Genomic DNA, 25,949 nt, shown 5'->3' on the forward strand with positions numbered 1-25,949 from the left:
CGCCTCAGCGTTCAGCGCGGCCGTGTGGTCCGCGATCCGCGCCGCCCGCCAGGGTGCCAACCGCCCCGCCACCACCGCCGCATACACACGCGGCAGGCGCCAGGCGCACTCCAGCACCCGCCCGACATGGTTCTTCGCCGAGGCCACCCCGCGCCCCACCGCTGCAGCGAGCTCGACGACCGCGAACTCCGAGACCATCGGCGCCCCCTCGCCGGCCAGTCTGATGCCGGTGTCGAGCGAGGCCTCCACACCCACCGCATCAACCGGGCGGGCGTCGTGCAGGTTGGCCTCGGCCCACACCACCACCGCCTGCCACTCCCGCACCTCCGAGGCCTGCCGGGCGGCCTGCTCACCACGGATCACCGCCAACGCAGCCCCCGTGTCGAGACCGTCGAAAGGCGGCGCCGGCCCGTCGTCCGGAGGAGGTTCACCTGGTCCGCTACCAATCCCGAGAGTCATACCAAGATGGTGGCACCCACCCCCGACACAAAGGGTCCGACCCGAGCCGAGCCTGTGCACAACCCGCGTGGCACGAGGACGACCACCCGCGACCGGGACCGGACGCGACCCGGGTCCCGGGTGCGGGGGCCCGCAGATCCCTCAGGGGACGGGGACTCGCGCCGATACGGAATCTCGACGGGCCAGGGAAGGCCGGTCACTCCGCTCGGCCACCGCCCGACCGAGCGCCCGCCCCACACGTCGACCTGCTCGACATGATCCGACCCACGCACATGGAGGTGCTGCGGTGATCTCGCTGACCCGATTGTCCGGGACCGTGTTCCTGCTGAACGCGGATCTCGTCGAACGCGTCGACTGCACGCCCGACACCGTGGTCACCCTCGTCGACGGCACCAAGTACGTGGTGTCGGAGTCGCTGGACGAGTTCCACGAGAAGGTTCTGGGCTACCGCGCGGCCATCGTCGCCCGCGCCTCCCTGCCGGAGGCCGCCGTCCTCCCGGGGGTGGCCCCCTCGCCGTCCGCGCGCACGAGGACGCAGTCCCGCGTCGCGCGCCTCAGCGCCGTGCCGGCGGTCGATCCCGAGCACGAGCCCGATCCGAGTGCTCCCGAGCGCCACCGTGGAGGACAGTCGTGAAGGACCTCGCAACCGCGATCGGCATCGGTCTCGGCTTCGTCATCATCATCACCTCGAACATCCTCGAGGGCGGCAATCCGATGGCGCTCATCCTGCTGCCGCCGATGCTCCTGGTTTTCGGCACGACACTGCTGGTCACCGTCGCCGGCGGCACGATGGCCGACGCCAAGGCTGCGGTCGCCAACATCAAGCGGGCCCTGCTCGGCGGTGTGGAGCCGGCCGAGACCCTGGTGCCCCAGGTCGTCACGCTGGCGGAGAAGGCCCGACGCGAGGGCCTCCTCGCCCTGGAGGACAGCCTCAAGCAGATCGACGACCCGTTCCTCATCAAGGGCGTCACGATGGCCATCGACGGCACCGACCCCGACGACGTCCGCGAGATCCTCGAGTCCGAGGTGCGGGCGAAGAAGCGCGACGACAAGCAGGGCGCGAAGTTCTTCACCGACGCCGGCGGCTACGCGCCGACGATCGGCATCATCGGCACCGTCATGGGTCTCGTGCACGTGCTCGAGAACCTGGCGAACCCCGAGGAGCTCGGCCACCTCATCGCCGCTGCGTTCATCGCCACCCTCTGGGGCGTGATGTCGGCCAACGTGATGTGGCTGCCCATCGGCAACCGCCTCAAGCGGCTCAGCGAGCTCGAGTGCGCCCGCATGGAGCTGGCCATCGAGGGCGTGTCGGCCATCCAGTCGGGCGCCAACCCGCGCCTGGTCGCGGAGAAGCTGCGCTCCCTGCTCGCCAATGCCGCCCCGGAGCAGGAGGCGGCCTGATGTCGGGCGCGAGCGGTGGCAAGGCCGGCCACGGAGGAGGTGGCAAGAAGAAGCATCACGACGATGACCACGGCGAGGAGCACCCCGACGAGCGCTGGCTCGTCACCTACGCCGACATGGTGACGCTGCTGATGGTGCTCTTCATCGTGCTCTTCGCGATGTCGACCGTCGACGTGGAGAAGTACAAGGCGCTCAAGGACAGCCTCGCGATCGGCTTCGGCCAGAACAACTCGATCCTCAACGGCCAGAGCCCTATGAGCAACTCCAAGGGCGCCGCCGACCCCGGCGAGGACGCCCAGTCGATGCAGCAGCTGATGGCGACGGTGCCGGACGAGCAGAAGGCGACCATCACCAAGATCGTGCAGGAGAACGACCGCCTGCGCCGCGGCCGCCAGATGGGGGACGCCGAGGCCGAGGTCAACCGCCTGCTGGAGGCGTGGCTGAAGATCGACCGCGCGCTGAAGGCGAAGGGCATGCGGGAGGACGTGCGCGTCACCGTCGACGAGCGCGGCCTGGTCGTGAGCCTGGTGTCGCAGCACATCGTCTTCGCCCCCGACATCGCCAGCCTCACGCCGCTGGGCCAGCGCGTGGTCGACACGCTCGCGCCCGTGCTCAAGAGCCTGCCCGAGCCGCTCGAGATCGACGGCCACACCAATCAGGAGAAGGTGAAGCCCGCCTTCTACCCGACCGACTGGGAGCTCTCCCTCGCGCGCGCCGCCACCGTGCTGCGCCGCCTGGAGGAGGTGCACAGGATCCCGGCGAGACGCCTGCGCGCCACCGGATTCGGTCACACCAAGCCGCTCATCGACCCCAAGAAGCCCGGCTCGCAGGAGATCAACAAGCGCGTCGACATCATCGTGCTGAGCCAGCAGCCGGCGGAGACCCGCGCCCTGCTGGGCGAGGCCTACGCCGAACTGCAGCGTCAGGCCGTCTTCGCAGGAGAGCGGGCCACCGCCGCGCGCGCCGCCACACCCGCCACGCCCGCCCGCACGGGCGACACCACCCCCAACCCCACCGCTGAGAGCAGGAGGACCACGCCATGAGCGCCGCCGTCGCCACACCGCCCGCCGCCGAGGCGGCCCCCGAGAAGAAGGGGAAGGGCAAGCTGATCATCATCGTCGTGGCCGTGCTGGGCATCGCCGCCGCCGGCTACTGGTTCTTCCTCAAGCCCTCCGGCCCCCCGCCCCCGCCCGAGCCCGGCGAGGTCGTCGTCCTCGAGCCCATCCAGGTCAACCTCAACGCCGGCCACTACTTGCGCCTCGGCCTGGCCCTGCAGCTCACCACGAGCGTCGCCCACGAGGCCGATGGCAGCAAGGCCCTCGACGCCGCGATCGAGGTGTTCAGCGGCAAGGCGATCGGCGAGGTGAACTCGCCGGAGGCGCGCGAGAAGCTCAAGAAGGAGCTGAAGAAGCACGTCGACCACGACTACCACGGCGACGTGATGGACGTGTACTTCACCGAGTACGTCACCCAGTAGCCCGGAGAGCGGCGGCGCGCAGGCGCCCCCACCTCCCTCGTCCGCGCACCACCGCCGGCCGCCGCCGACCGGTGGGCGCGGGACCCGGGACACGTCCCGGGACCACCCGTAGTCCGTCGTGACCAGGGGACCCTGACCGGTCGCTGCCGGGGTGAGTGCTCAGGTGATCCGGCCGGACGACGATGGACCGTTCGTGACCATCGCCCAGCAGCGGCCCCGACGTCGGCAGCGACCGACCGAGCCGACGCCGTACGACTTCCGTCGTCCGATCCAGCTGAGCCGCGAGCACCAGCGCACGCTGCAGCTGGGCTTCGACGGCTTCGCGCGCCAGGCCACGACGGTGTTCACCAGCGCCCTGCGCACGGTGTGCACGGTCGCGCTCACCGACATCGAGCAGCGCACCTACGCCGAGTACGTCGACAGCCTCGGCGCCTCGACCTACATGACGCTGTTCTCGGCCGAGCCGATCCCCGGCATCGGCGTCCTCGAGATTCCGCTCTTCGCGACGATGTCGTGCATCGACCACATGCTCGGCGGGCCCGGCTCGGACGAGCAGCCCGACCGCCCCCTCACCGAGATCGAGGACGGCGTGATCCGCGGCCTCGTCGAGCGACTGCTCGGCGAGATGCGCTACTCCCTCGACGGCATCGTGGCCCTCGACCCCCAGATCACCGGCGTCGAGTACAGCCCCCAGTTCGCCCAGGTCGCCTCGGCCGCCGACGTGATGGTCGTCGTCGGTCTCGAGCTGCGCATCGGCGAGCGGGCCCACCACATGACCGTGTGCCTGCCGTTCAGCGGCCTGCTCCCCCACCTCGCGATCGCCACCGGCGCCGGCGCGGTCTCCGACCGCGAGCGCATCCAGCGCGCCCAGTCCGCGGCGCTGCTGCAGGACCAGTTCCACCGGGTCCCGGTGGCCGTGTCGGTGCAGTTCCGCCCGGTCAAGCTCGACCCGGTCACGCTCGCCGGCCTGCAGCCCGGCGCCGTCGTGCGCCTGGACCACCCGGCGTCCGCACCGCTCGACGTCACCGTGGCCGGAACCACCTTCGCCCACGCCACCCCCGGCACCCGCGGCCAGCACCTGGCCGCGCTCATCGTCAGCACGCCCGAGGAGAACGCATGACCACCGACCCCGCCGAGATCACCGCCCTGGTCGAGGCCGTCGCGACGGCCGTCGCGGAGGTGCTCCCCTCGGTCACGCCGCTGACCCTGGGCCCGGTGCAGCCCGGATCGCCGCACGTCGCCGCCGCGTTCGCCGGCGGTGCCGCCGCCGAGCTGGACGGCGGCGTGCCCGGCCAGGTCGTCGTCCTCGTGGGCGCCGAGCTGGTGGACGCGCTCGCGGCGAGCCCGATCGGCGTCCTCGACGTGGCGGCGGCGGTGCAGCCCGCCCTCGACGCGGCCGCGCTGCGCCTCGGTGCGCACGCCCGCAGCGCCGAGACCCTCGACCTCGGTGCCGACGGCTTCGACATCACAGCGGTCGTCGGCACCGAGTTCCACACCGTGCCGCTGATCGGCACCGGCATCGCCGCCGCGCTGCTCGTGCCCGCCCCCACCGCCGCCGGCGCCCGCCCGCCGATCGACCCCGCGAGCCCCGAGGCGCAGCGCGCGCCCTCGGCCCCCGAGGGCATGCCGCAGGCCGCCGGCGAGCCGCAGGCCGCCACCGTGACCGAGCTGCCCGCCGCCCCGTTCGTGCCGGCCTTCGGTGCGGCGGCCGGTGCCGCCGTGCCGCGGGGCCTCGAGCTGCTGCACGGGGTCGACATGGAGGTCACCGTCGAGCTCGGTCGCACCCGGATGACCGTGCGCGACCTGCTCGCGCTGAGCCCCGGCGCCGTGCTCGAGCTCGACCGCGCGGCCGGCAGCCCCGCCGACCTGCTCGTCAACGGCCGCCTCGTCGCGCGCGGCGAGGTCGTGGTGGTCGACGAGGACTTCGGTCTGCGCGTCACTGAGATCATCGACGCCGCCGCATCGGCCTGAGCCATGGGTGACCAGAGCTTCACCGACCTGGCCGTGCGGCTGATCGGTTCGCTGGCCGTCGTCGTGGGGCTCCTGCTGCTCATCGCCCGCACCGTCAACCGTCGCTTCGCCGCGCCGAACGGCGCCGCCGTGCAGGTCGTGCACCGCCAGGCGATCGGCCGCGGCCAGAGCGTCGCCGTGGTGTCGGTGGGCGGGCGCGTGCTCGTGCTGGGCACCACCGAGCAGCAGGTCACGCTGCTCACCGAGGTCGAGCCCGACGAGGTCGGCCTCACCCTCACCCCCGAGCAGCCCGCCCTCACCCCGGGCGAGGACGACGCCCCGGCGGCCGCCGCCGCTCCGGCGAACCTCGCCCAGCTGCCGGGCGCGCTCGCCGGATCGCTGCTCTCACCGCAGACCTGGCGTCAGGCCGCGGCGGCGATCAGCCGTCGTCCGCGCAAGCCGGCGACCGCCGCGCCCGTCGTCCTCGACAAGACCGGGGACGCCGGGACCACCGACTTCGCGGCCGTGCTGGCCAGCGCGCCGCTGCCCGACGAGCGCGCGTCGTGAGCGCCCTGCGCCGGCTGGTCGTCCTCGTGCTCGGGACGATCGGCGTCCTCGCCGCGGGCCTGGCCACCTCCGGCGCCGCCTCCGCGAGCCCGCTCGCGCCGACCGCCCCGGGCGGGCCGAGCGGCCCCACCGGCCCCGGCACCACTCCGGGCGCGGGCTCGGGATCGGTGCAGATCAACCTCGGCGACCTGACCGACAAGCCCAGCAACAGCGTCGTGGTGTTCCTGGCCCTGACGCTGCTGAGCCTGCTGCCGGCGATCGTGCTCACCTGCACGAGCTTCACCAAGATCCTCGTGGTGCTGGGCCTGACCCGCAACGCGCTCGGCCTGCAGCAGACGCCGAACAACCAGGTGCTCGCCGGTCTCGCGCTGTTCCTCAGCCTCTTCATCATGGGCCCGGTGCTCTCGCAGGTGAACGACGCGGGCATCCAGCCCTACCTCAAGGGCGACAAGACCTCGTCGGTGGCCTTCGAGGACGGCCTGCAGCCGTTGCGCTCGTTCATGCTCGACAACACCGACGACGAGGAGCTCATGCTCCTCACGAACGTCGCCAAGCGCGAGATGCCGGCGAACCGCGACGACGTCGCGACCACCACGCTCATCCCGGCGTTCGTGCTCAGCGAGCTCAAGGACGCCTTCATCATCGGCTTCATCATCTTCATCCCGTTCCTCGTCATCGACATCGTCGTGAGCGGGGCGCTGATGAGCCTCGGCATGATGATGATGCCGCCGGTGATGGTGTCGCTGCCCTTCAAGCTGCTGCTCTTCGTGATGGTCGACGGCTGGGCCCTGATCATCAAGTCGCTCGTGTCGAGCTACGGCACGACCTAGCGCCCTCGACCCGCCCTCGCGCCCTCGACCCGCCGCCCACCGAAGGACCCATCCATGACCGACACCGCGATCATCGAGGTCGCCCTCAAGACGATGGTCGTGGCGCTGAAGCTCTCGGCGCCGATCCTCGTGACCTCGCTCGTCATCGGCTTCGTGATCTCGCTGTTCCAGTCGATGACGCAGATCCAGGAGTTCACGCTCTCGTTCGTGCCGAAGCTCGTCGGCGTCGGCGTCGCGCTGCTGTTCTGCGGCAACTGGATGCTGCACACGCTCGTGGAGTTCACCAACGAGCTGTTCGTGATCCTGCCCGACCTGCTCACCTGACCAGCACTCCACCCGGACCCGGACCAGGGAAGGCCCCTCGATGAACCTCACGGTGGACGGCGCGGCGCTGACGGCGCTGCTGCTGGCCTCCGTGCGCGTCATCGCCTGGCTCGCCGTGGTGCCGCCGTTCGCCTCCCGGGGCATCCCGGCGATGGCCAAGGTCATCCTCTCCCTCGGCCTGGCGCTCGTGATGGCACCGACGCTGGCCACCCAGGACCTGCCGACCGATGCGATCGGGCTCGCCGTCGCCACCGGCGCGCAGGCGGCGATCGGTCTCGGCATGGGCTACGTGACGATGCTGCTCTTCAGCGCGATCGGCGCGGCTGGTGCCCTCATCGACATCTTCGGCGGCTTCGCCCTCGCCTCCGCGTGGGACCCGCTCGGCCAGAACATGAACACCGTCTTCGGACGCTTCCACCAGATGCTCGCCACCGTGCTGCTCATGGCCACCGGCGGCCACCTGCTCGTGATCGGCGGCCTGCTCAGCACGTTCCGCTACCTGCCGCTCACCGGCTTCCCCGAGGTCTCCACCTGGGACGGCCTGCTCGCCACGGCGTTCTCGATGTTCTTCACCGTCGCGGTGCAGATGGCGCTGCCGATGATCGCCGTGCTGTTCGTGGCCGACCTCGCGCTGGCACTGCTCACCAAGGTCGCGCCGCAGCTCAACGCGCTCAACGTGATGTTCCCGGCCAAGATCGGCCTCACGCTGCTGCTGCTCGGCCTGTCCTTCCCGATGCTCCCGGCGGCGGTCGACCGCATCGTCGACATGGCCACGCGGGCGATGGCCACGATGGCGGGTGCGTGAGCGATGTCCGGAGGCTCGGAGGAGAAGACAGAGAAGCCCACACCGCAGCGCCTCAAGCAGGCCCGCAAGGACGGGCAGGTGCCGCGCACGCCGGACCTCGGCGGATGGTTCGGTCTGCTCGTGGTCACGCTGGCGATGGGGCCGCTGCTCGACCGCGAGCTGACCACGCTGCGCACGATGATGGCCACCCACCTGCGGGCGATCTCGGAGGCCTCCCTGCCGCTGGCGCTGACGATGCTCGGCGACGGCCTCCAGCACGCCTTCGTCTCGATGATCGTGCTCGGCTCGATGGTGATGGTGATCGGCGTCCTCGCCGCGCTGGCCCAGGGCGGCTTCTACCTCTCGCCGAAGCTCGCCAAACCGGACGCCAAGAAGCTGAACCCGATCCAGGGCGCGAAGCGGCTCTTCGGTCCGCACGCGGCGTGGGAGGGCATCAAGGTCGTCGCGAAGAGCAGCGTGGTCGCGTTCCTGGCCTGGGGCTCGATCCAGGCAATGATGCCGCTCGTCGGCGGTCTGGTGCCGGTGCGGCTCGTGCTCGAACAGGCCACCGGTGAGATCCGCCACCTCTTCCTCACCGTCGCCATCGCCGGGCTCGTGATGGCGGTGGCTGACTACGCCGTGATGCGCCGGCGCATCGGCAAGCAGGTCCGGATGAGCCACGCGGAGATCAAGCAGGAGCACAAGCAGACCGAGGGCGACCCGATGCTCAAGGGCGCCATCCGCGCCCGGCAGCTGGCGGCCGCCCGCAACCGGATGATCGCCGACGTCGGGGTCGCGGACGTCGTCCTCGTGAACCCCACGCACGTGGCGGTGGCCCTGCGCTACGACCCTGAGCGGGGCGCCCCCCGTGTGGTGGCGCGCGGTGCCGGGGCGATCGCGGCCCGCATCCGCGAGCGCGCCGCCGAGGAGCGGGTGCCGCTCGTGCAGGACATCCCGCTCGCCCGCTCGCTCTACCGCCACTGCCAGGTGGGCCAGGAGATCCCGCGCGAGCTGTGGGCCTCGGTGGCCCAGGTGCTGGCGTTCGTGCTCAGCCGTCGCCGGGCCGGGCAGTACGGCGGTGAGCACCGCACGCCGCGTCGCACCGACGAGCTGCCCGAGGTGCTCAATGCCGCCCGGCGGCGCCGCGCCGCCGCGAGCGAGGCCGCGGCCAGCTGATCGCCGAGGCCCCCAGCCGGATCGTCGTCCGCGGGCCTCTTTTTCGACGATTTCGCTGGGGACGACGCGCGGCCGGCCGATAGGACCACCGGTGCCAGGACGGCGCCGACCCCGCCACGGACGGCGTCGTCATCGACGACCCCTCACGGGGTCGCGCCGCGAGAGGCTGCACCGACCTCATGCAGAAGAAGTCGCTCACCCGTCTGGGCGTGCCGCTCGGCATCATCCTCATCGTCGTGATGCTGGTGGTGCCGCTGCCGGCGATGGTCCTCGACCTGCTGATCGCGCTCAACATCACCGGCGCGCTGCTGGTGCTGATGGTGGCGATGTTCATCCACAAGCCGCTGGAGTTCGCGGCCTTCCCGTCGGTGATCCTCGTGATGACGCTGTTCCGCCTCGCGCTCAACGTGAGCGCGACGCGCCTGGTGCTCGTCGACGGCTACGCGGGCAAGGTGATCGACACCTTCGGGCACTTCGTGGTGGGCGGCTCGCTCATCGTCGGCCTCATCGTCTTCGCGATCCTGCTGGTCATCCAGTTCGTCGTCATCACCAACGGCGCCGGCCGCGTGGCCGAGGTGGGCGCGCGCTTCACCCTCGACGCCATGCCCGGCAAGCAGATGGCCATCGACGCCGACCTCAACTCCGGCCTGATCGACGAGGAGGAGGCACGTCGACGGCGCGCCGAGGTGCACGCCGAGGCCGACTTCCACGGCGCGATGGACGGCGCCTCGAAGTTCGTCAAGGGCGATGCGATCGCCGCCATCATCATCACGCTCGTCAACCTGCTGGGCGGCTTCGCGATCGGCGTCGCGCAGAACGGCATGCCGTTCGGCGAGGCGATCCAGACCTACTCGCTGCTCTCCATCGGCGACGGCCTGGTCTCCCAGGTGCCGGCCCTGCTGCTCTCGGTGGCCACCGGCCTGATCGTCACCCGCTCGGTGGCCGACTCCGACATGGGCTCCGACATCGTCGGCCAGATGCTCGCGCGCAAGATGCCGCTGCGGGTCGCGGGCTTCGGCGCCCTCGCCCTCTGCCTCATCCCCGGTCTGCCCAAGCTGCCGTTCCTCCTCGCGGGCGGCCTGATGCTCCTCGGCGCCAGCCGCATCGACGAGTCCAAGGCCGCCGAGGAGGCGGCCGCGGCCGCGCCGGGCAACGAGCTGGTCGAGTCGCCGGACTCCCCCGAGGCGCTCGTCGCCGAGATCCGCGTCGATCCGCTCGGGCTCGAGCTCTCGGCCGACCTCATCGACCTCGTCGACACCCGCACCGGCGGCGACCTGCTCGACCGGGTCAAGGCGTTGCGACGCAAGGTCGCCGGCGACCTCGGCATCGTGATCCCGCCGGTGCGCACCCGCGACAACCTCGAGCTGCCGCCGCACACCTACGCCATCACGCTGTTCGGCGCCGAGGTCGCGCGCGGCGAGGCGCCGCGCGGCACGGTGCTGGCGATCGGCGACTTCCTCGGCTCGCTGCCGGGCACACCGACCCAGGAGCCGGTGTTCGGCCTCGAGGCCAAGTGGATCCCGATGGAGCTGCGCCACCAGGCCGAGATCGGCGGAGCGACCGTCGTCGACCGCGCCTCGGTCGTCACCACCCACCTCTCCGAGATCGTGCACCAGCACGCCGGGCGCCTGCTCGGTCGCGAGGACGTCCGCCTGCTCACCGACGTCGTCAAGCGCACCCACCCCGTGGTCATCGAGGAGCTGACGCCCGCACCCCTGCCGCTCGGCGAGGTGCAGCGGGTGCTGCGGGCGCTGCTGGAGGAGCGGGTGCCGATCCGCGACCTCGTGCGCATCTTCGAGGCGCTCTCGGTGCGGGCGGCGGTCTCCAAGGACCTCGACGGTCTCGTCGAGGCCGCCCGCGCGGCGCTCGAGCCGTCGCTGGCCGCGCCCTACGTGGTCGACGGCACCCTGCACGCGATCAGCTTCGAGCCGGTGCTCGAGCAGCGGATGCTCGAGGGCCTGCGCCCCACCGACGCCGGCGCGGTGATCGTGCTCGACCCCGACGTCGCGCAGAACGTGCTCATCGGCCTCGCGCAGACCGCGCAGAACTGCGAGAACACCGGCGTGCGACCGGTGCTCGTGTGCGCGCCGCAGCTGCGGGCCGCCGTCCGCAGACTCGTGGCGCCGGCCGTCGAGCGCCTCGCGGTGCTCAGCTACGCCGAGCTGGCCGCGGCCCGCCACGTGGTCTCCGCCGGCGTCGTCGGCGCCCAGGGTGCCCAGGGCGCTCCGGCCGCGCTGGCCCCGGCCGGGATGGTGATGTGATGGGCCGCCGCAAGAGCGCCGACGGCAGCGGCCGCCCGGCGCCCGCACCGACCCCCGGCATCATCGACGGCAAGGTCCTGCTGATCGCCGCGCTCGTGTGCTCCCCCGCCATCTACCGCGCCAGCCAGGGGCTGCTCAGCGTCGACGAGGTGCTGCAGCGCTACCTGTTCGTGGCCCTGGCCTGCGCGGCCACGGCGATGCTGGTGCGAGCACTGTGGCCGCTGCTCGCCGGCCCGGTGGCCAAGCCGACTCCGCGCGACGCCGCCGGCGCGATCCAGCCCGGCGCCGCGCAGCAGGACGACGCGCCGACCGGCCGCCTGGTGGCCGACCCGCCGGACCCGGTGGGCTGAGCCGCGAGCACGCTCAGCTGACGATCGGGACGACCCACTCGATGCTGGTGCCCTCGCCGGGGGTGGAGGTGACGGTGAGGTGGCCGCCCAGTCCGGCGGCGCGGGCGCGCAGGTTAGGGGTGCCGCTGCCCTCGCGCACCTGCGCGGGGTCGAAGCCGCGGCCGTCGTCCACCACCCGCAGGCGGAACCACGTGGAGCCTGCGCTGAGCGCCACCACCACGCTGCCCGCCCCGGCGTGACGGGCGACGTTGGAGAGCACCTCGCGCAGGGTCGAGAGCAGCTGGGTGCAGCCGTCGGCGTCGAGCGCGGTGTCGACCTGCCCCGAGACGCGCAGCACCGGCTGGAAGCCCAGCACCTCGGCGTACTCGCCGAGCAGCGATCGCACCTCGTCGAGCAGTGGCCGCGCACCGCCGCTGTTGAGCTCGAAGATGGTGGAACGCAGCTCGGCGATGGCGGCGTCGAGGTCGGCGACGGCGCCGTCGATGCGCGGGCGGAGGTCGTCGACCCCGAGGTTGCGGGCCGCCTGCAGCTGCATGCCGGTGGCGAACAGCCGCTGGATGACGAGGTCGTGGAGGTCGCGGGCGATGCGGTCGCGGTCGCGGGCCACCAGGCGCTCGGCGCGATCGCGCAGCGCCTGCTCGCGGTCGAGCACGAGGCCCAGCTGCACGGCGGTGACGCCGACGAGGTCGAGCATCACCGCGCGCAGCGACGGCGTCTCGGTGGCCTGCTCCACGAGGACGACGCCGCCCGCCGCCAGCCGCGTGGCCACGGGGACGACGAGGGTCACCCGACCGGGGCCGTCGACGATGCGGTCGGACTCGCCCCCGGCGGCGACCTCGCGCACGACCGCGGCCCGCTCGGCCAGGACGGCGCCCACGGCGTCGTCCTCGCCGGCGACCTGACGCACCTCGAGCGCCTCGCCGTCGACCCGCACGAACGCCACCAGGCGCGCGTCGCACAGCTCGCGCAGGGAGAAGAGGAGCTCCTCGACGGCCTGCTGCACCTGGGCGGTGCCGCTGAGGTCGCTGCCGATCTGACTGGTGCCCGCCACCCAACGGCGGCGCCACTCGGCCTGCTCGTAGGTGCGGGCGTTCTCGATCATGACGCCGGCTGCACGGGCGAGCGCCTCGACGAGGGCCTGGTCGGTGGCGGTGAAGGCGCGGTCCTCGGACTTGTTGCCGAGGTAGAGGTGGCCGAAGGCGACGCTGCCCACCATCACCGGCGAGCCGAGGAAGCTGTCGATGTCGGGATGGTGGTCGGGGAAGGACCCGGTGAACTCGGGGAACTCCCCGACGTGCTCCACGCGCACGGTCTGCTTGTCGCGCGGCACCATGCCGAGCAGCCCGTGGCCCTCGGGCATGCGACCGATGGCGTCGAAGCGGGCGAGCACGGGTCCGGTGGCCACGAGGTCGACGTAGCGCCCCTGGTCGTCGACGATCGCGAGGACGCCGTACTCGGCGGCGGTGAGGCGGCAGGCGGACTCAACGATGCGGGTCAGCACGCCGCGCAGGTCGAGGTCGGAGCCGATGGCCACGACCGCGTCGAGCAGCGCGCGCGCCTCAGGTGGGAGCTCAAGCTCCATCAGCTACCGCCCTCCCCGCGTCTGATGTCATCCCCCAGGCTAGACCCCTGTGACCTGGAGCGCATCGGGACGCTCGGATGAGGCGTCGCTCAGTGCAGCCGCCGCAGCTGGTAGTCGCCGCGCGTGGTGGCGACCACGACCCCCTCGGCGTCGGTGATCTCGGCGACGAGCTCGAAGTCGGCCTTGCCGTGCTCGCGCGCGGTCGCGAGGATCCGCTCGATCTCGGCGTCCTCGAGGCTCGCGCGGGCGACCACGTCGCCGGTCGCCGGACGGCGGAAGTCGATCGTCACGCTCCGCACCACCGGCACCGCCCCCTCGAGGGCGAGGCCCGTGCTGGCGAGCAGGCCGCCGAGCAGCTCGGCAGCGGTGAACAGCGAGCCCGCGTAGGAGGTGCCGAGGTGGTTGGCGTTGGGCGCGAGCGGGAGCCGGGTGGCGACCGTCGTCCGCGAGGCCTCGAGCACCTCGACCCCCATCGCCGCGGTGATCGGGATCATGGTGTGCATGAAGGCGGTCAGGTCGTCGGTGCCGGGTGCGCTCATGGCGTCAACCTAGAGGAACCGGAGCGTTCCCGTCTGCGTCCCAGGGGACCCGACCGGCGACACCTCCGGCGATGAATCAGGCGACGTCGTAGGTGGCGCGGGCCTGGCGCGGGTGGTCCGAGCCGCGGAGGAGGACGTCGACGACGAGGTCGACGTCGTCGATCATCGGCACGTGGCCGCAGCCCGGCAGCGTGAGGTGGGTGGCCTGCGGGAGCGCGGCGCGCGCACGGCGGGCCTGGTAGGGCAGGAGCACGAGGTCGCGCGAGCCCCAGGCCACGGTGACCGGGATCGAGGGGTCGATCGGCCGATCGAACGGGAAACCGCCGTCGATGATCGTCTCGAGCGCGGGTCGGGCGTGCACGAGTCCGCGGAGGTCGCCCAGCGCGGCCTCGCGGGTGAGCCGGCCGCCGTGGGTCATGAGGAGGCCGAACGCGGCGGCGCGGCCCGCGGGGGTCGCGAGCACCGCGGGTGCCACGGGGCGCGCCAGGCTCGCAGCGCCGGTGAGCACGGTGAACACGGCGCGGATGTAGGCGAAGTCCACCTGGTTGCGCCAGAAGCCGGCCGGGGCGAGCGTGGTGGCGCTGCTGACGAGGTCGTCGGCCGCGGCCTCGAGGGCGATGCGGCCGCCGAGCGAGTTGCCCGCGATGTGCGGGCGGTCGAGGCCCTGCGTGGCGAAGAAGTCCTCGAGCTTCTCGCGCAGCAGGTCGCGGATGGGCCGGCCGTCGGGGACGAGCGCGGGCGAGTCGCCGTGGCCGGGCAGGTCGATGAGGATCACCTCGCGCTGCTCGGCGAGACGGTCGACGACCGGGTACCAGGCCTGTCGCCGGTGGCCGATGCCGTGGACCAGGACGAGCGGTTCGCCGGATCCGATGCGTTCGTGGGCGAGCATGGTGACCTCGATTCCGCGCACCGACGCTGGTGCGACTTAGTGCAACCCGGAGTTGCGGATACCGAGGGTATGGAGGGCGCTAGCTGTTGGCAAGCACTTCTCCCGGAAACTGTCCGATCGGCTGGACCTGCGATCCGAAAATCCTGAATCACACGCGCGTGGGGTTGGCTCGCCCTACGCTCAGCCGCGGGTTCCCACCCGATGAAGACCGGTGCGGCCCCACACCGTCCCGGTCCGGCGGTGCCCCACCCGACCTCGCGTCCGGTGGGGCTACCGCGCGTCATCCGAGACGACGCCGGAGGGGCTTGGCCGACTCTCCTAGGGTTCGGGGCATGAGCGGGGCCACTATCACCCTCGCGGCAGGCGAGGACCCTGCCGCGCCCGGTGGCGTGGCCGGCTGGGCCATCTCGCTGATGGAGTCGCTCGGCGGTCCCGGCGCCGGTCTCGTCATCGCGCTGGAGAACCTGTTCCCACCGATCCCGAGCGAGGTCGTGCTGCCCCTCGCAGGCTTCGCGGCCAGCCGCGGCACCGTGGGCCTGGTCGAGGTGCTCGTGTGGACGACGATCGGCTCGGTCGTCGGCGCGCTCGCCCTCTACGGGCTCGGGCGCGGCCTCGGGCGCGAGCGCCTCCTGCGCGCGGCCGACCGCATGCCCCTGGTGAAGGTGGCCGACGTCGAGCGGGCGGAGGCGTGGTTCGCGCGCCACGGCGACAAGGCGGTGTTCTGGGGCCGGATGATCCCGCTGTTCCGCAGCTTCATCTCCGTGCCCGCCGGGGTCGAGGCCATGCCGGTGTGGCGCTTCGCGCTGCTCACCACCGCCGGCAGCGCGATCTGGAACACGATCTTCGTGCTCGCGGGCTACCACCTCGGCGAGCGGTGGCACGTCGTGGAGTCCTACGCCGGGGTCCTCCAGGTCGCGGTGATCGCCGCGGTGCTCGTCGCCCTCGGCGTCTTCCTCGCCCGACGCCTGCGCAGCACCCGGCGTCCGACGGCCTGAGCGGCTCTCCTCCGAGGCGCAGCGGGTATCTGACACCGGCGGTGGTCGAACCTATGCTTCGCGGGTGGCGACCACGACCCCCGCTACGTCACGGGCTCCGCTGAGCGAGCTGCGCCGACGCTTCCTCCGCGCGGCACCGTCGGCGTTCGCCACCTTCCTGGGCTCCTGGGCCGCGCTGTGCGCCGCGGTGGCGCTCGTGCGGCCGCTGCGCGCCGTCACCGGACCCTCGCTGGAGTTCCTGAGCGACCACGTCATCCTGGCGCTGCCCAACCTCTCCTACGCCACCTTCCTCGGGATCCTCGCCGCCGCCCTGAGCACCCGCAAGCGGGCCGGGTGGTGGGTGCTGGTCATCGTGGCCGTCATCAACGTCGCGGACGCCGCGGGCGAGCTCGCCCTGCGTCCGCGCAGCACCATGGCGCTCGCGCTGGCGGTCGTCCTGCTCGTCGCGGCGGTGGCCGCACGCGGCGGCTTCACCACCAGGGTGCGCGAGAGCTCGCTGTTCAAGGCCGGCGCCGTGGTGGTGATCCTGATGTTCGCCGGTGCGAGCATCGGCTACCTGCTGATCCAGCTGTTCCCGGGCTCGCTCGCCGGCGACCAGCAGTGGCTGTGGTCGCTCAACCGCGTCACCGGCGGCGTGGTCGCCAACCGCGCCTTCGACGGCCGTCCCGCCGACCCGGTCGACGACCTGCTCGGGCTCATGGGTGCCATCGCGCTCCTCAGCGGCTTCGCCACCCTCTTCCAGTCCCAGGCGCTCGAACCGCGCCTGCACCGCACCGACGAGGACGCCGTCCGCGCGCTGCTCGGCGAGTACGGCCACGCCGACTCCCTCGGCTACTTCGCCACCCGTCGCGACAAGGCGGCGGTGTTCTCCGACGACGGCCGCGCCGCGGTGCTCTTCCGCGTCGAGGTCGGCGTGTGCCTCGCCAGCGGCGACCCGATCGGCGACCCCGACGCCTGGCACAGCGCGATCACCCGCTGGCAGGAGTTCGCCGACGCGCACGGCTGGTCGCACGCGGTGATGGGCGCCAGCGAGGTGGGCGCGCACGCCTACGAGACCGCCGGGCTGACCGCGCTCGAGCTCGGCGACGAGGCCATCATCGACACCGCCGTGCTCAACCGCCGCCGCGCCCGGCTGCCGCAGGTGCGGCGCGCGGTGCGCCGCCTCGAGCGGCTCGGTGTCACCACCCGCATCCGCCGTCACCGTCACGTGCCGGCGGCCGACCTGGCGGTCGTGGGCGAGCTCGCCGAGCGCTGGCGCGGCGACGAGCCCGAGCGCGGCTTCTCGATGGCGCTGGGCCGCCTCGGCGACCCCGCCGACGGCGACTGCCTGCTCGTCGAGGCCCTCGGCGCGGACGGCGAGATCCTCGCCGTCCTCTCGTTCGTGCCGTGGGGGCGGGCGGGGGTGTCGCTCGACCTCATGCGACGCAACCCCGAGGCGCCGAACGGCGTCATCGAGTACCTCGTGAGCACGCTCGCGGCACGCTCGGGCGAGCACCGCATCACCCGCATCTCGCTCAACTTCGCGGTGCTGCGCTCCTCCTTCGAGGAGGGCGAGCGCATCGGCGCCGGCCCGGTGCTGCGACTCTGGCGGCGGTTCCTCCTGCTCGTCTCGCGCCGCTGGCAGCTGGAGTCGCTCTACCGGTCGAACGCGAAGTTCGAGCCCACCTGGGTGCCGCGCTTCCTCTGCTTCGACGACACCCGGATGCTGGTGCGCATCGGCGTCGCCTGCGGCATCGCCGAGGGCTTCCTCGACGTGCCGAAGTGGCTGCAGGCGCGGCGGCGGATGGCCTCCCCCGCGCTGGAGCCCGAGCGGGCGGAGGCGATCGTCGCTGCGGTGGCCGAGCGCCGCGAGCGCCGGGCGCGCGGACGACGCCGCCCCGAGCAGGTGCAGGTGCGACTGGCGCGGCGCGAGGCGCTCGCCGCGGCCGGCGTGGACCCCTATCCGCGGGCGGCGCGTCGTCCGCAGGCCGTGGCGGAGGTGCTCGCGGCGGACGCGCCGGCGGCGCCGGTGGCGGTGGCCGGCCGGCTCGTGGCGGTGCGCGACCACGGCGGCGTCGTGTTCGCGACACTGCGCGACTGGACGGGCGAGGTGCAGTGCCTGCTCGAGCGCGACCGGGTGGGGGCACAGGCCCTCGCCGACTTCGGTGAGCACTGCGACCTCGGCGACCTCGTACTCGTGGAGGGCGAGGTCGGCTGCTCGCGACGCGGCGAGCGGTCGGTGCTGGCCGACACCTGGCGCATGCAGGCCAAGTCGCTGCACCCGCTGCCCGGACGCGGCCGGCTGAGCCCCGAGCAGCGCGTGCGCCAGCGCCACCTCGACCTCGCCGTCAACGACGACGCCCGCGCGATGCTCCGCCAGCGCTCGGCCGTGCTGCACGCGGTGCGTGGGGCGCTCCACGACCGCGACTACCTCGAGGTCGAGACCCCCGTGCTGCACACCGTGCACGGCGGCGCGAACGCTCGTCCGTTCTCGACCTACAGCAACGCCTACGACCTGCCGCTCTCGCTGCGCATCGCACCCGAGCTCTACCTCAAGCGCCTGTGCGTCGGCGGGGCCGATCGCGTCTTCGAGCTCGGCCGGGTCTTCCGCAACGAGGGTGCCGACCGCACCCACAACCCCGAGTTCACCGCACTGGAGGCCTACGAGGCCTACGGCGACTACCTCACGATGCGCGAGCTGTGCCAGGACCTCGTCGTGCGCGCCGCCACGGCCGTGCACGGCGAGCCGGTGCTCGTGCGCCCGGGCGAGGACGGGCCCGGCGAGCGCGTCTCGATCGCCGGCGCGTGGCGCACGGTGCGCGTGCACGACGCCGTGCGGGAGGCGCTCGGCGTGGACGTCGAGGTCGACACCCCGGTCGAGGAGTGGGCGCGCCTGGCCGAGAAGCACGGCGTGCGCACCGAGGACCGCACCTGCGACGAGATCGTGCTCGACCTCTACGAGGAGCTCGTCGAGCCGAACACGGTGGAGCCGACGTTCTACATCGACTTCCCGACCTCGGTGTGCCCCCTCACCCGCGCTCGGGACGACGACCCGCGACTCGCCGAGCGCTGGGACCTCGTCGTGTTCGGCATGGAGCTCGCCACCGCCTACACCGAGCTCACCGACCCCGTGGAGCAGCGCGAGCGGCTCGAGCGGCAGTCGCTGCTCGCCGCGGGCGGCGATCCCGAGGCTATGGTGGTCGACGAGGAGTTCCTGCAGGCGCTCGAGCTGGGCATGGCGCCCACGGGCGGGCTCGGCGTGGGCATCGATCGGCTGCTGATGCTCATCTCCGGCGGAAGCATCCGCGACACCCTCGCCTACCCGATGACCCGACCCACCGAGCGCACAGGGGGAGGACGACGTTGACCTCGCTCGATCGCCCGACCCGGCAGGTCGGTGCCGCCGACCCGTCGGCGCCCGCGGCGCCCACCGGTTCCTGGCGGCGCCGGCTCGGCGGGGCGCTCGACGTGGCCACGGTCGTCGTCCTCGCGGTGGGTGGGGTGCTCTACGCCGACTGGATGCTGCAGCTGGTGCTGCCGGTGAGTGCCGACCTGCGCCACAGCTTCATCAGCGAGCTCTCGGCCGCCGACCAGCCCTTCCACGGCGTCTTTCGTGCCGCCGACATCGCGGGCGGCGTGCTGATGGCCCTCGGCGGTGCAGCCGCGTGGGCGCGAGCGCGCGAGCACGCAGCGGTGTGGATCCCGCTGATCGCGCTCGGCATCGCCGTGGTGGTCGAGGCGGCGCTGCCGCTGGCCACCTCCATCACCTTCGACGTCGGCCCCGCGCCGCAGGCGGGCACGGCCGCCTGGTGGGCGCGGATGTCCGAGCCGCACGGCATCGCGAGCCTCGTCGACAGCCTGTCGTTCCTGGCGCTGCTGGTCACCGGAGGTCGCGCGCTGCGCCGCAGCGGGCTCGGCCTGGGTGTGCGCCGCGTGATCGCCGGCATCGGGCTCGGTGCGGCCGCGCTCGGCTTCGCGCAGTCCGCGCAGGCCGCGATGTTCCTCATCGTCGGCCACGCCTTCGACCTCGGCCTCGTGCAGCGCACGGAGGTCACGCTCGCCGCGGCCTGGCTGACGATCGTGCCGGCGCTGGTGCTGGTGCGGCACCGACGCACAGCCACCGCCCTGCACTGACCATCCGAGCCGCCGGGCTGCTTCCCCGGCCTGCCTACGCTCCTCGGGTGAGCCTTAGCACCCACCGCGCCGACCCCGGGGCCGTGCCCGCGCCGGCGTCCGCGTCCGCGGTGACGGCGGCGGGCGAGGGTGGCCGGACGGCGGTCGGAGCCGTCGCCGTCGTCCTCCTCGTGGTGGGCGGCCTGGCCTACACCAACTGGGTGCTGCAGTTCGTGCTGCCCGTGCGGGCCGACGTGTCCACCAGCTTCATCAGCGAGCTCTCGGCCACCGGGCAGCCCTTCGCCGACCTCTTCCGCTCCGCCGACCTGCTCGGCGGCGTGCTGCTGGCGGCCGGGGGCGCGGCGGCGTGGTGGTCGGCGCGGGTCCATCGGGCCGTGTGGACGGCGGTGATCGCCCTGGGGCTCGCCGTGGTGTGGGAGTCCGCGGCGCCGCTGCGTGCCGCGATGACCTTCGGCGAGTCGGTGTCCACCGGCGGTGCCGCCTCGTGGTTCGCCCGGGCCACCGACATGCACGGCATCGCCAGCCTCGCCGACACCCTGTCGTTCCTGGCCCTGCTGGCGCTCGGCCTCCGCGCGATGCATCGCACCCAGGTGCCCGCGCGCGTGCGCGGCGCCCTGGCCGGCGTCGGCGTGCTGGCCGCCGTGCTCGGCGTGGCGCAGATGGGCCAGACGGTGCTCTTCCTGGTGGCGGGCGACACCGACGCGCTCGGCGTCGTGCAGCGCACCCAGATCACCCTCATCGGGTTGTGGGTCGCCGCGGTGCCCGCGCTGCTGCTCGTGCGGGCGCGCCGCGCGAGGCACTGAGCCTCCGCGCACCTCTTCTCGAAAGTTTTTCTCCCGGGAGTGTCCTCCCGCGTCCTCGGCGTGCGTCACCATCACGAGGACGACGCACCGGCTCGTCCCGCCGATCCCGGGGCCGACCCCGGGCCACCCGAAGGAGACCGTCATGCCCCTCTACGCCGCCGTCATTTACAGCCAGGACGTCGACTGGACCACCCCCGAGCACGCTGACGTGATGGCCGAGTACGGCGAGTTCGGCCAGGCCGCCGCCGCCATCATCCGCGGCGGCGCCGCGCTCTATCCCACCGCCACCGCCACCACCGTGCGGGTGCAGGGCGGCAAGGGCGGCGACGTCGTCACCAGCGACGGGCCCTACGCCGAGACCAAGGAGGCCCTGACCGGCTTCTTCCTGCTCGAGTGCGCCGACCTCGACGAGGCCGTCGCGGCGGCGGCGAGGATCCCCGCCGCCTGGACCGGCGCGGTCGAGGTGCGCCCCGTCATCCCCATGGCGGGGTGAGCGAGCCCTCGCGGGCGTCGACCGACGGCGCCCTGGCGTCGCTCGTGCGGGAGTCGGGACGCGACGTCCTGGCCACGCTCGTGCGGCGCCTGGGCGACCTCGCGCTCGCCGAGGACGCCGTGCAGGAGGCCGTCGTGCGGGCGCTGCAGACCTGGCCGCGCGACGGCGTGCCCGACAACCCGACCGGGTGGCTGCGCGTGGTGGCCCAACGCCAGGCGATCGACCTGCTGCGCCGCGAGCGCAGCCGCAGACGGCGGGAGGAGGTGCGGGCGATGGACCCCGCGTTCGACACCTCCGACGACGCCCAGGATGACGCTCCGGACGACGGGGACGACGCCACGCTCGGCGACGACCTGCTCCGACTGCTCTTCACGTGCTGCCACCCGACGCTGGCCCCGGCCAGTCGCGTCGCGCTCGCCCTGCGCACGCTGTGCGGCCTTACCGAGCCCGAGATCGCCCGCGCGCTGCTCAGCTCCCCCGACGCCGTGGCGAAGCGCCTCGTGCGCGCGCGGCAGAAGATCAAGCAGGCCCGCATCCCCTACCGGGTGCCGGCCGACCACGAGCTGCCCGAGCGGTGGGCCGCCGTGCTCACCACCGTGTACCTGCTGTTCAACGAGGGCTACAGCGCCACCGAGGGCGAGCAGCTCGACCGGCCTGAGCTGGCCGAGCAGGCCGTGCGCCTCGGGCGCCTGCTCGTGCGCCTCCAGCCGGACGACGCCGCCGCCTGCGGGCTGCTGGCGCTCATGCTGCTGCAGCATTCGCGCGCCGCCGCCCGCACCGGCCCCGACGGCCCGCTGCTGCTGCCCGAGCAGGACCGCTCGCGGTGGGACCGCGCCGCGATCGAGGAGGCCGTGGTGCTCGTGGGCACGGGTTTGCGGCTCTCGTCGCTGCGGGCCGACCGGTACGTCGTCCAAGCAGCGATCGCGGCCTGCCACGCGCTGGCGCCGTCGTGGGAGCAGACGGACTGGTCGGCGATCGTGTCGTGGTACGACGTGCTGCTCACCCTCGACCCCTCCCCCGTGGTGGCGCTGAACCGGGCGGTGGCGGTGGCCGAGCGCGACGGAGCCGAGGCCGGGCTCGTGCTCATCGAGGCCATCGGCGGGCTGGAGGACTACGCCCTGCTCCACGCCTCGCGCGCCGCGCTCCTGCGACGCCTCGGCCGCGTGGACGACGCCGAGGCCGCCGCCGCGCGGGCGGCCGCTCTGCCGCTGAGCGAGCCGGTGCGGGCGCGGCTGGGCGATCTCTGAGGGGCGCCTGGGCCCTCGGCCCTGCTGGGATGCGCGGGCTCGGCTGGCGCAACGACTCGAGGGGCGACGACGCGCTGGACGCGGGCCCTCCAGGCCTGACGGTTCACCACGGGGGCACGGCCGACGACATCATCAGACCTCGTCGTCGATCCGGTGCGCCGTGCGGACGTCGTTGGCCGCCGCCCAGGCGGAGATGTCGCGGCGCTCGATCGCGGCCGCCATGAGGTCGGGGAACAGGTCGGGGGTGCAGGCGAAAGCGGGCACGCCGATCTCGGCCAGCGCGGCGGCGTGGGCGGCGTCGTAGGACGGCGTGCCGGAGTCGCTCAGCGCCAGCAGCGCGATCATCGTGGCGCCGGAGCCGACGATCTCGGCGGCGCGGCGCAGCATCTCGTCGGCGATGCCGTTCTCGTAGAGGTCGCTGATCAGCACCACCACGGTGTCGGCGGGCCGCGTGATGTGACCCTGGCAGTAGGCGATGGCGCGGTTGATGTCGGTGCCACCGCCGAGCTGCACCCCGAAGAGCACGTCGACCGGATCGCTGAGGTCGTCGGTGAGGTCGACCACCTCGGTGTCGAAGACGACGAGACGTGTGGCCACTGAGCGCAGCGAGGCGAGCACGGCACCGAAGACGCTGGAGTAGACGATCGACTCGGCCATCGAGCCCGACTGGTCGATGCACAGGATGATGTCGCGTTCGACGCGCGTGCTGCGCCGCGCGTGGCCGATCAGCCGCTCGGGCACGACCGTGCGGTGCTCGGGCAGGTAGTGGCGCAGGTTGGCCGCCACCGTGCGGCCCCAGTCGATGTCGGCGGGTCGTGGACGACGCGTGGACGCCGCGCGGTTGAGCGCCCCGGTGACGCTCTGCACGGTCTGGCTGCGCAGGCGCTCCTCGAGCTCGTCGACGACCTTGCGCACGACCGCGCGGGCGGTGGCGCGGCTGTGCTCGGGGATCACGCCGTTGAGGCCCACGAGCGTCGTGGCCATCGCGAGGTCGGGCTGCACGGCCTCCATCAGCTCGGGCTCGAGCAGGAGCTGGTGCAGCCCGAGACGGTGCATCGCGTCGGCCTGCATCACCTGCACCACCGAGCTGGGGAAGTAGGTGCGGATGTCGCCCAGCCAGCGCGCCACCCGCGGCGCGCTGCGCCCGAGGCCGGAGCTGCGCCGGCCGTCGTAGAGCTGGCTGAGCGCCTCGTCGCGGGCGGCGTCGTCCGGAGACAGCTGCACGCCTCCGCCGGACTCGCCGTCGGGACCGCCGGCCGGGCCGCCGATGCCGTCGGCCTGGTCGCCGCCGAGCACCAGCCGCCAGCGGGTCAGGCGGTCGCGGCTCACCGCCCGGTGCTCGGGCTCCTGCTCGTCGGTCACGGTGTCTCCCCCGGGCTCGGTGCCGCGACCCCCAGCAGCGCGGCCACCCGCCGCACCGCGGGCAGGGCCCGCTCGAGGTCGAGCTCGGCGCCCGCGGACGATCGCTGCGCGGGGCCGACGCCATCGCGTCGCCTCAGGCGGGTGCCGAGCTGGCGGCGCTCGGGCGGCGGGAAGCGGGAGAAGGTGCGCCGCAGCAGGGGCAGGAGGTCCTCGAAAGTGGTGTCGTCGACCGTGCTCACCCAGTCGTCGACGAGGCGCAGGAGGTCGTGGTCGTGGAGCAGCAGGATGACGTCGCCGTCGAGGAAGCCGTCGAGCCAGGCGGCGCCGGCGAGCGCGGCCGCGCCCACCGAGAGCCGCCGGCTCAGGCGCCGCGCGATCTCCTCGGCGTCGAGCACGCCGAGGTCGAGCAGGATCCGGTTGACCCGGCCCGACACTGCGCCGTGCACGGCGTCGTCGGCCGCCACCGCCACCAGCGCCTCGCGCCACACCGCGGGCTCCTCGCCGACCAGGCTGATGCCCCGCTGGGCGCCGTCGATCGCGCGGCGCATGCGGTCGGCGGCGTCGTCGTCCAGGCTGGCGCAGCCGGGGCGCAGGTCGACGGCCGCCCGCACGATCACGGTGTCGAGCACCGCGGCCACCGCGGAGGTGTCGGCCTGACGCACGTCGCCGTAGCGGCGGGTGCGCGCCAGCGGCTCGATCGCCTCGAGCAAGCCGAGGACGTCGTGCTGCTGGGCGGTCTGGCGACTCAGCGCCTCGGTGACGGCGTCGAGTGCCTCGGGCAGCTCGGCCACGAAGCACTGCTCGACCAGCGCGCCGAGCGCGGCGAGGTCGGTGGCGGTGCGCGCCCGCTCGGCCACGAGCGCACCGGCGGCGCCGACCACCGTGGTGCCGTGCAGGCCCGCCTCGACGAGGGCGACCGCGAACTCCGGATCCCACTGCAGGGTCCAGGCCTCCTTGAACGTGCCGGTGGTGCGCCCCGCGTCGCCCTCCTCGCCCCAGGGGATGCCCAGCAGGCGGAGCCGGTGCAGCAGCAGCGAGCGCTCACGCTGCGACTCCTTGCGCAGGTCGAGCACCACCGTGGTGGCCGACGCGCTCGGCTTGAGGCGCAGCGCCCGCTGCTGGCGCTCGAGATCACGCGCGAGCGGCACCATCGGGGTTTCCTCCGGGACCCGACCTAGCTGCTCGCCCACGATCAGGCGACGGTGCACGAGCTGGAGCGGCAGCGAGGAGCCCTCGCACAGCACCGCCTCGGTGGCGTCGTTGAGCTCGCTCAGCCCCACCGACGGTCGCCCGCGCACGGTGGCCAGCGCCTCGGCCAACCGTGCGGCCTCGACCACGGTGGCCGGTGCGGCGGCGAGGCCCTCCTCGCGCAGGGCGCGGGCCACGCGCGTGAGCCACCCGGCGACCACGAGGTCGCCCGGATCGGCGGGAATCGGCTCTCCCGCCATGGCGGCGCGCTGCCAGGTGACGAAGAGGTGCTGGTACCAGCCCGGCGAGGTGACGCCGGCGCCGTAGCCGCTCGCGAAGGCGAGACGGTCCGCCGTCCACGGGGCCCAGGTGACGGCCACCTTGGTCTTCGGCAGCCGCGCGAGCAGCCGGTTGTCGTGGGCGGCGGGTGGGAAGGCGTCGGGGTGGAGCGCGGGCGCGTGGTAGGCACCGCACACCACGGCCACACGCTCGCGCCCCTCCTTCACGCAGGCCCGCAGCACGCGACGCATCGCGGCCTCCCGCCGCTGGTTCTCCTCGTCGCGATCGGCCCAGCCGTCGCTCTCGCGCACCGCCGCCATGGCCTCGCGGATCGCGGCGAAACGCTCCAGCGTGGACGACGCCCGGTGCTCCACGGCGTCCTCCCACCAGCGCTCGGCGTCGTCGTAGCCTGCCGCCTCGGCCAGTCGGCCGATGGGGTCGGAGGCGGCTGCCACCTCGGGGGCAGGCGCGGGCGCGGGGTCGGGCGCGGTGTCGGGCGCGGGGTCGGGCGCGGGGTCGGGCGCGGTGTCGGGCGGCTCGGCCAGCGCGTGGACGGCGGGCAGGTCGGCGAAGCGCACCTCGACCCCGTGGGCCAGCGCCCAGCGCAGGGCCACCCACTCGGGCGAGAACTCCGCCAGCGGGTAGAAGGCCGCGCGGCGGGGGGCGTCGACGGCGTAGGCGAGCGCGGCCACGGGCGGCACGAGGTCGGGGTGACCGGCGAGGTCGAGCAGGCCGTCGAGCTCGGGCGGACCCTCGATCACGACCACGTCGGGCTGCAGCTCGGCAAGCGCCGCGGCCACGGAGCGGGCCGAGCCCGGACCGTGGTGGCGCACCCCGAGCACCTCGACGCGCGTCGCGGGACGGTCGGGCGGTGGCACGG

Annotated in this window: 24 protein-coding genes and 1 pseudogene; 19 read left to right on the forward strand and 6 right to left on the reverse strand. The window is 73.3% G+C overall.

The window, feature by feature from the left end; all coding sequences use genetic code 11:
* Window positions 1-459: pseudogene (locus tag ACERUN_RS05200) on the reverse strand (hypothetical protein); the annotation flags it as partial.
* A 286-nt stretch (window positions 460-745) separates the two neighbouring features.
* On the opposite strand from ACERUN_RS05200, the gene ACERUN_RS05205 reads away from it, so the two are divergent.
* The 13 genes from ACERUN_RS05205 to ACERUN_RS05265 all read left to right on the forward strand — a co-directional run bounded on the left by ACERUN_RS05205 (window position 746) and on the right by ACERUN_RS05265 (window position 11,579).
* Window positions 746-1,093, forward strand: a complete 348-nt coding sequence (locus ACERUN_RS05205) for a flagellar FlbD family protein (RefSeq protein ID WP_370288726.1) — start codon at window positions 746-748, stop codon at window positions 1,091-1,093.
* Complete coding sequence (locus ACERUN_RS05210; RefSeq protein ID WP_370288727.1) at window positions 1,090-1,860, forward strand: motility protein A; 771 nt, start codon at window positions 1,090-1,092, stop codon at window positions 1,858-1,860. Before ACERUN_RS05205 ends, ACERUN_RS05210 begins: the two co-directional genes overlap by 4 nt.
* Entirely contained in the window at window positions 1,860-2,903 is a 1,044-nt protein-coding gene (locus tag ACERUN_RS05215; protein ID WP_370288728.1) for a flagellar motor protein MotB, read from the forward strand. Before ACERUN_RS05210 ends, ACERUN_RS05215 begins: the two co-directional genes overlap by 1 nt.
* Window positions 2,900-3,337 (forward strand): flagellar basal body-associated protein FliL, encoded by a 438-nt coding sequence (gene fliL / locus ACERUN_RS05220; protein WP_370288729.1) that lies wholly within the window; start codon window positions 2,900-2,902, stop codon window positions 3,335-3,337. The genes ACERUN_RS05215 and fliL overlap by 4 nt, the downstream gene beginning before the upstream one ends.
* 193 nt (window positions 3,338-3,530) lie before the next feature.
* The gene (locus ACERUN_RS05225) at window positions 3,531-4,457 is read left to right on the forward strand and encodes a flagellar motor switch protein FliM (protein WP_370288731.1); all 927 of its coding nucleotides are present in this window, start codon (window positions 3,531-3,533) and stop codon (window positions 4,455-4,457) included.
* Window positions 4,454-5,308, forward strand: coding sequence for a flagellar motor switch protein FliN (gene fliN / locus ACERUN_RS05230; protein WP_370288733.1), 855 nt, complete (start codon window positions 4,454-4,456; stop codon window positions 5,306-5,308). Before ACERUN_RS05225 ends, fliN begins: the two co-directional genes overlap by 4 nt.
* 3 nt (window positions 5,309-5,311) lie before the next feature.
* On the forward strand, window positions 5,312-5,854 hold the full coding sequence (locus tag ACERUN_RS05235; RefSeq protein ID WP_370288734.1) for a flagellar biosynthetic protein FliO: 543 nt from the start codon (window positions 5,312-5,314) through the stop codon (window positions 5,852-5,854).
* Complete coding sequence (gene fliP / locus ACERUN_RS05240; RefSeq protein ID WP_370288735.1) at window positions 5,851-6,684, forward strand: flagellar type III secretion system pore protein FliP; 834 nt, start codon at window positions 5,851-5,853, stop codon at window positions 6,682-6,684. The genes ACERUN_RS05235 and fliP overlap by 4 nt, the downstream gene beginning before the upstream one ends.
* Before the next feature lie 54 nt (window positions 6,685-6,738).
* Window positions 6,739-7,008 (forward strand): flagellar biosynthesis protein FliQ, encoded by a 270-nt coding sequence (gene fliQ / locus ACERUN_RS05245; protein ID WP_370288739.1) that lies wholly within the window; start codon window positions 6,739-6,741, stop codon window positions 7,006-7,008.
* 40 nt (window positions 7,009-7,048) lie between these two features.
* On the forward strand, window positions 7,049-7,813 hold the full coding sequence (locus ACERUN_RS05250; RefSeq protein WP_370288741.1) for a flagellar biosynthetic protein FliR: 765 nt from the start codon (window positions 7,049-7,051) through the stop codon (window positions 7,811-7,813).
* A 3-nt stretch (window positions 7,814-7,816) separates the two neighbouring features.
* A complete protein-coding gene (locus ACERUN_RS05255) occupies window positions 7,817-8,968 on the forward strand; it encodes a flagellar biosynthesis protein FlhB (RefSeq protein ID WP_370288744.1) in 1,152 nt (383 codons plus the stop codon).
* Window positions 8,969-9,147: 179 nt separating this feature from the next.
* A complete protein-coding gene (gene flhA / locus ACERUN_RS05260) occupies window positions 9,148-11,229 on the forward strand; it encodes a flagellar biosynthesis protein FlhA (RefSeq protein WP_370288746.1) in 2,082 nt (693 codons plus the stop codon).
* A complete protein-coding gene (locus ACERUN_RS05265) occupies window positions 11,229-11,579 on the forward strand; it encodes a hypothetical protein (protein ID WP_370288748.1) in 351 nt (116 codons plus the stop codon). The genes flhA and ACERUN_RS05265 overlap by 1 nt, the downstream gene beginning before the upstream one ends.
* 13 nt (window positions 11,580-11,592) lie before the next feature.
* On the opposite strand, the gene ACERUN_RS05270 is transcribed toward ACERUN_RS05265, so the two are convergent.
* The 3 genes from ACERUN_RS05270 to ACERUN_RS05280 all read right to left on the reverse strand — a co-directional run bounded on the left by ACERUN_RS05270 (window position 11,593) and on the right by ACERUN_RS05280 (window position 14,610).
* Entirely contained in the window at window positions 11,593-13,161 is a 1,569-nt protein-coding gene (locus ACERUN_RS05270; RefSeq protein WP_370288750.1) for a GAF domain-containing sensor histidine kinase, read from the reverse strand.
* An 89-nt stretch (window positions 13,162-13,250) separates the two neighbouring features.
* The gene (locus ACERUN_RS05275) at window positions 13,251-13,700 is read right to left on the reverse strand and encodes a YiiD C-terminal domain-containing protein (protein WP_370288752.1); all 450 of its coding nucleotides are present in this window, start codon (window positions 13,698-13,700) and stop codon (window positions 13,251-13,253) included.
* Window positions 13,701-13,776: 76 nt separating this feature from the next.
* Entirely contained in the window at window positions 13,777-14,610 is an 834-nt protein-coding gene (locus ACERUN_RS05280) for an alpha/beta fold hydrolase (RefSeq protein ID WP_370288757.1), read from the reverse strand.
* A gap of 311 nt (window positions 14,611-14,921) precedes the next feature.
* Between ACERUN_RS05280 and ACERUN_RS05285 the strand changes: the two genes are divergently transcribed.
* From ACERUN_RS05285 to ACERUN_RS05310, 6 genes are all read left to right on the forward strand, one after another.
* The gene (locus ACERUN_RS05285; RefSeq protein ID WP_370288760.1) at window positions 14,922-15,584 is read left to right on the forward strand and encodes a DedA family protein; all 663 of its coding nucleotides are present in this window, start codon (window positions 14,922-14,924) and stop codon (window positions 15,582-15,584) included.
* 64 nt (window positions 15,585-15,648) lie between these two features.
* Window positions 15,649-18,930, forward strand: coding sequence for a bifunctional lysylphosphatidylglycerol synthetase/lysine--tRNA ligase LysX (gene lysX, locus ACERUN_RS05290; RefSeq protein ID WP_370288761.1), 3,282 nt, complete (start codon window positions 15,649-15,651; stop codon window positions 18,928-18,930).
* Window positions 18,927-19,697, forward strand: a complete 771-nt coding sequence (locus tag ACERUN_RS05295) for a DUF998 domain-containing protein (RefSeq protein ID WP_370288763.1) — start codon at window positions 18,927-18,929, stop codon at window positions 19,695-19,697. The genes lysX and ACERUN_RS05295 overlap by 4 nt, the downstream gene beginning before the upstream one ends.
* A 47-nt stretch (window positions 19,698-19,744) precedes the next feature.
* Window positions 19,745-20,500, forward strand: coding sequence for a DUF998 domain-containing protein (locus tag ACERUN_RS05300; protein WP_370288764.1), 756 nt, complete (start codon window positions 19,745-19,747; stop codon window positions 20,498-20,500).
* Window positions 20,501-20,642: 142 nt separating this feature from the next.
* Window positions 20,643-20,993: a YciI family protein gene (locus ACERUN_RS05305; RefSeq protein WP_370288765.1), complete on the forward strand. Its 351-nt coding sequence runs from the start codon at window positions 20,643-20,645 to the stop codon at window positions 20,991-20,993.
* Window positions 20,990-22,240: an RNA polymerase sigma factor gene (locus tag ACERUN_RS05310; RefSeq protein ID WP_370288766.1), complete on the forward strand. Its 1,251-nt coding sequence runs from the start codon at window positions 20,990-20,992 to the stop codon at window positions 22,238-22,240. The genes ACERUN_RS05305 and ACERUN_RS05310 overlap by 4 nt, the downstream gene beginning before the upstream one ends.
* A 132-nt stretch (window positions 22,241-22,372) precedes the next feature.
* Here ACERUN_RS05310 and ACERUN_RS05315 read toward each other — a convergent pair whose 3' ends face one another.
* Window positions 22,373-23,602: a VWA domain-containing protein gene (locus ACERUN_RS05315; protein WP_370288767.1), complete on the reverse strand. Its 1,230-nt coding sequence runs from the start codon at window positions 23,600-23,602 to the stop codon at window positions 22,373-22,375.
* Entirely contained in the window at window positions 23,599-25,947 is a 2,349-nt protein-coding gene (locus tag ACERUN_RS05320) for a DUF5682 family protein (protein ID WP_370288769.1), read from the reverse strand. Before ACERUN_RS05320 ends, ACERUN_RS05315 begins: the two co-directional genes overlap by 4 nt.
* Window positions 25,948-25,949: the final 2 nt, after the last annotated feature.

Source organism: Nocardioides sp. (assembly GCF_964229035.1).
Classification (GTDB): domain Bacteria; phylum Actinomycetota; class Actinomycetes; order Propionibacteriales; family Nocardioidaceae; genus Nocardioides.

What these genes read in the sequence shown, in the direction of transcription:
- ACERUN_RS05215 (WP_370288728.1), top strand. Translation starts at nt 1,860, where the DNA reads ATGTCGGGCGCGAGCGGTGGCAAGGCCGGCCACGGAGGAGGTGGCAAG.
- fliL (WP_370288729.1), top strand. Translation starts at nt 2,900, where the DNA reads ATGAGCGCCGCCGTCGCCACACCGCCCGCCGCCGAGGCGGCCCCCGAG.
- fliN (WP_370288733.1), top strand. Translation starts at nt 4,454, where the DNA reads ATGACCACCGACCCCGCCGAGATCACCGCCCTGGTCGAGGCCGTCGCG.
- ACERUN_RS05235 (WP_370288734.1), top strand. Translation starts at nt 5,312, where the DNA reads ATGGGTGACCAGAGCTTCACCGACCTGGCCGTGCGGCTGATCGGTTCG.
- fliQ (WP_370288739.1), top strand. Translation starts at nt 6,739, where the DNA reads ATGACCGACACCGCGATCATCGAGGTCGCCCTCAAGACGATGGTCGTG.
- ACERUN_RS05250 (WP_370288741.1), top strand. Translation starts at nt 7,049, where the DNA reads ATGAACCTCACGGTGGACGGCGCGGCGCTGACGGCGCTGCTGCTGGCC.
- ACERUN_RS05255 (WP_370288744.1), top strand. Translation starts at nt 7,817, where the DNA reads ATGTCCGGAGGCTCGGAGGAGAAGACAGAGAAGCCCACACCGCAGCGC.
- flhA (WP_370288746.1), top strand. Translation starts at nt 9,148, where the DNA reads ATGCAGAAGAAGTCGCTCACCCGTCTGGGCGTGCCGCTCGGCATCATC.
- ACERUN_RS05265 (WP_370288748.1), top strand. Translation starts at nt 11,229, where the DNA reads ATGGGCCGCCGCAAGAGCGCCGACGGCAGCGGCCGCCCGGCGCCCGCA.
- ACERUN_RS05270 (WP_370288750.1), bottom strand. Translation starts at nt 13,161, where the DNA reads ATGGAGCTTGAGCTCCCACCTGAGGCGCGCGCGCTGCTCGACGCGGTC.
- ACERUN_RS05275 (WP_370288752.1), bottom strand. Translation starts at nt 13,700, where the DNA reads ATGAGCGCACCCGGCACCGACGACCTGACCGCCTTCATGCACACCATG.
- ACERUN_RS05285 (WP_370288760.1), top strand. Translation starts at nt 14,922, where the DNA reads ATGAGCGGGGCCACTATCACCCTCGCGGCAGGCGAGGACCCTGCCGCG.
- ACERUN_RS05305 (WP_370288765.1), top strand. Translation starts at nt 20,643, where the DNA reads ATGCCCCTCTACGCCGCCGTCATTTACAGCCAGGACGTCGACTGGACC.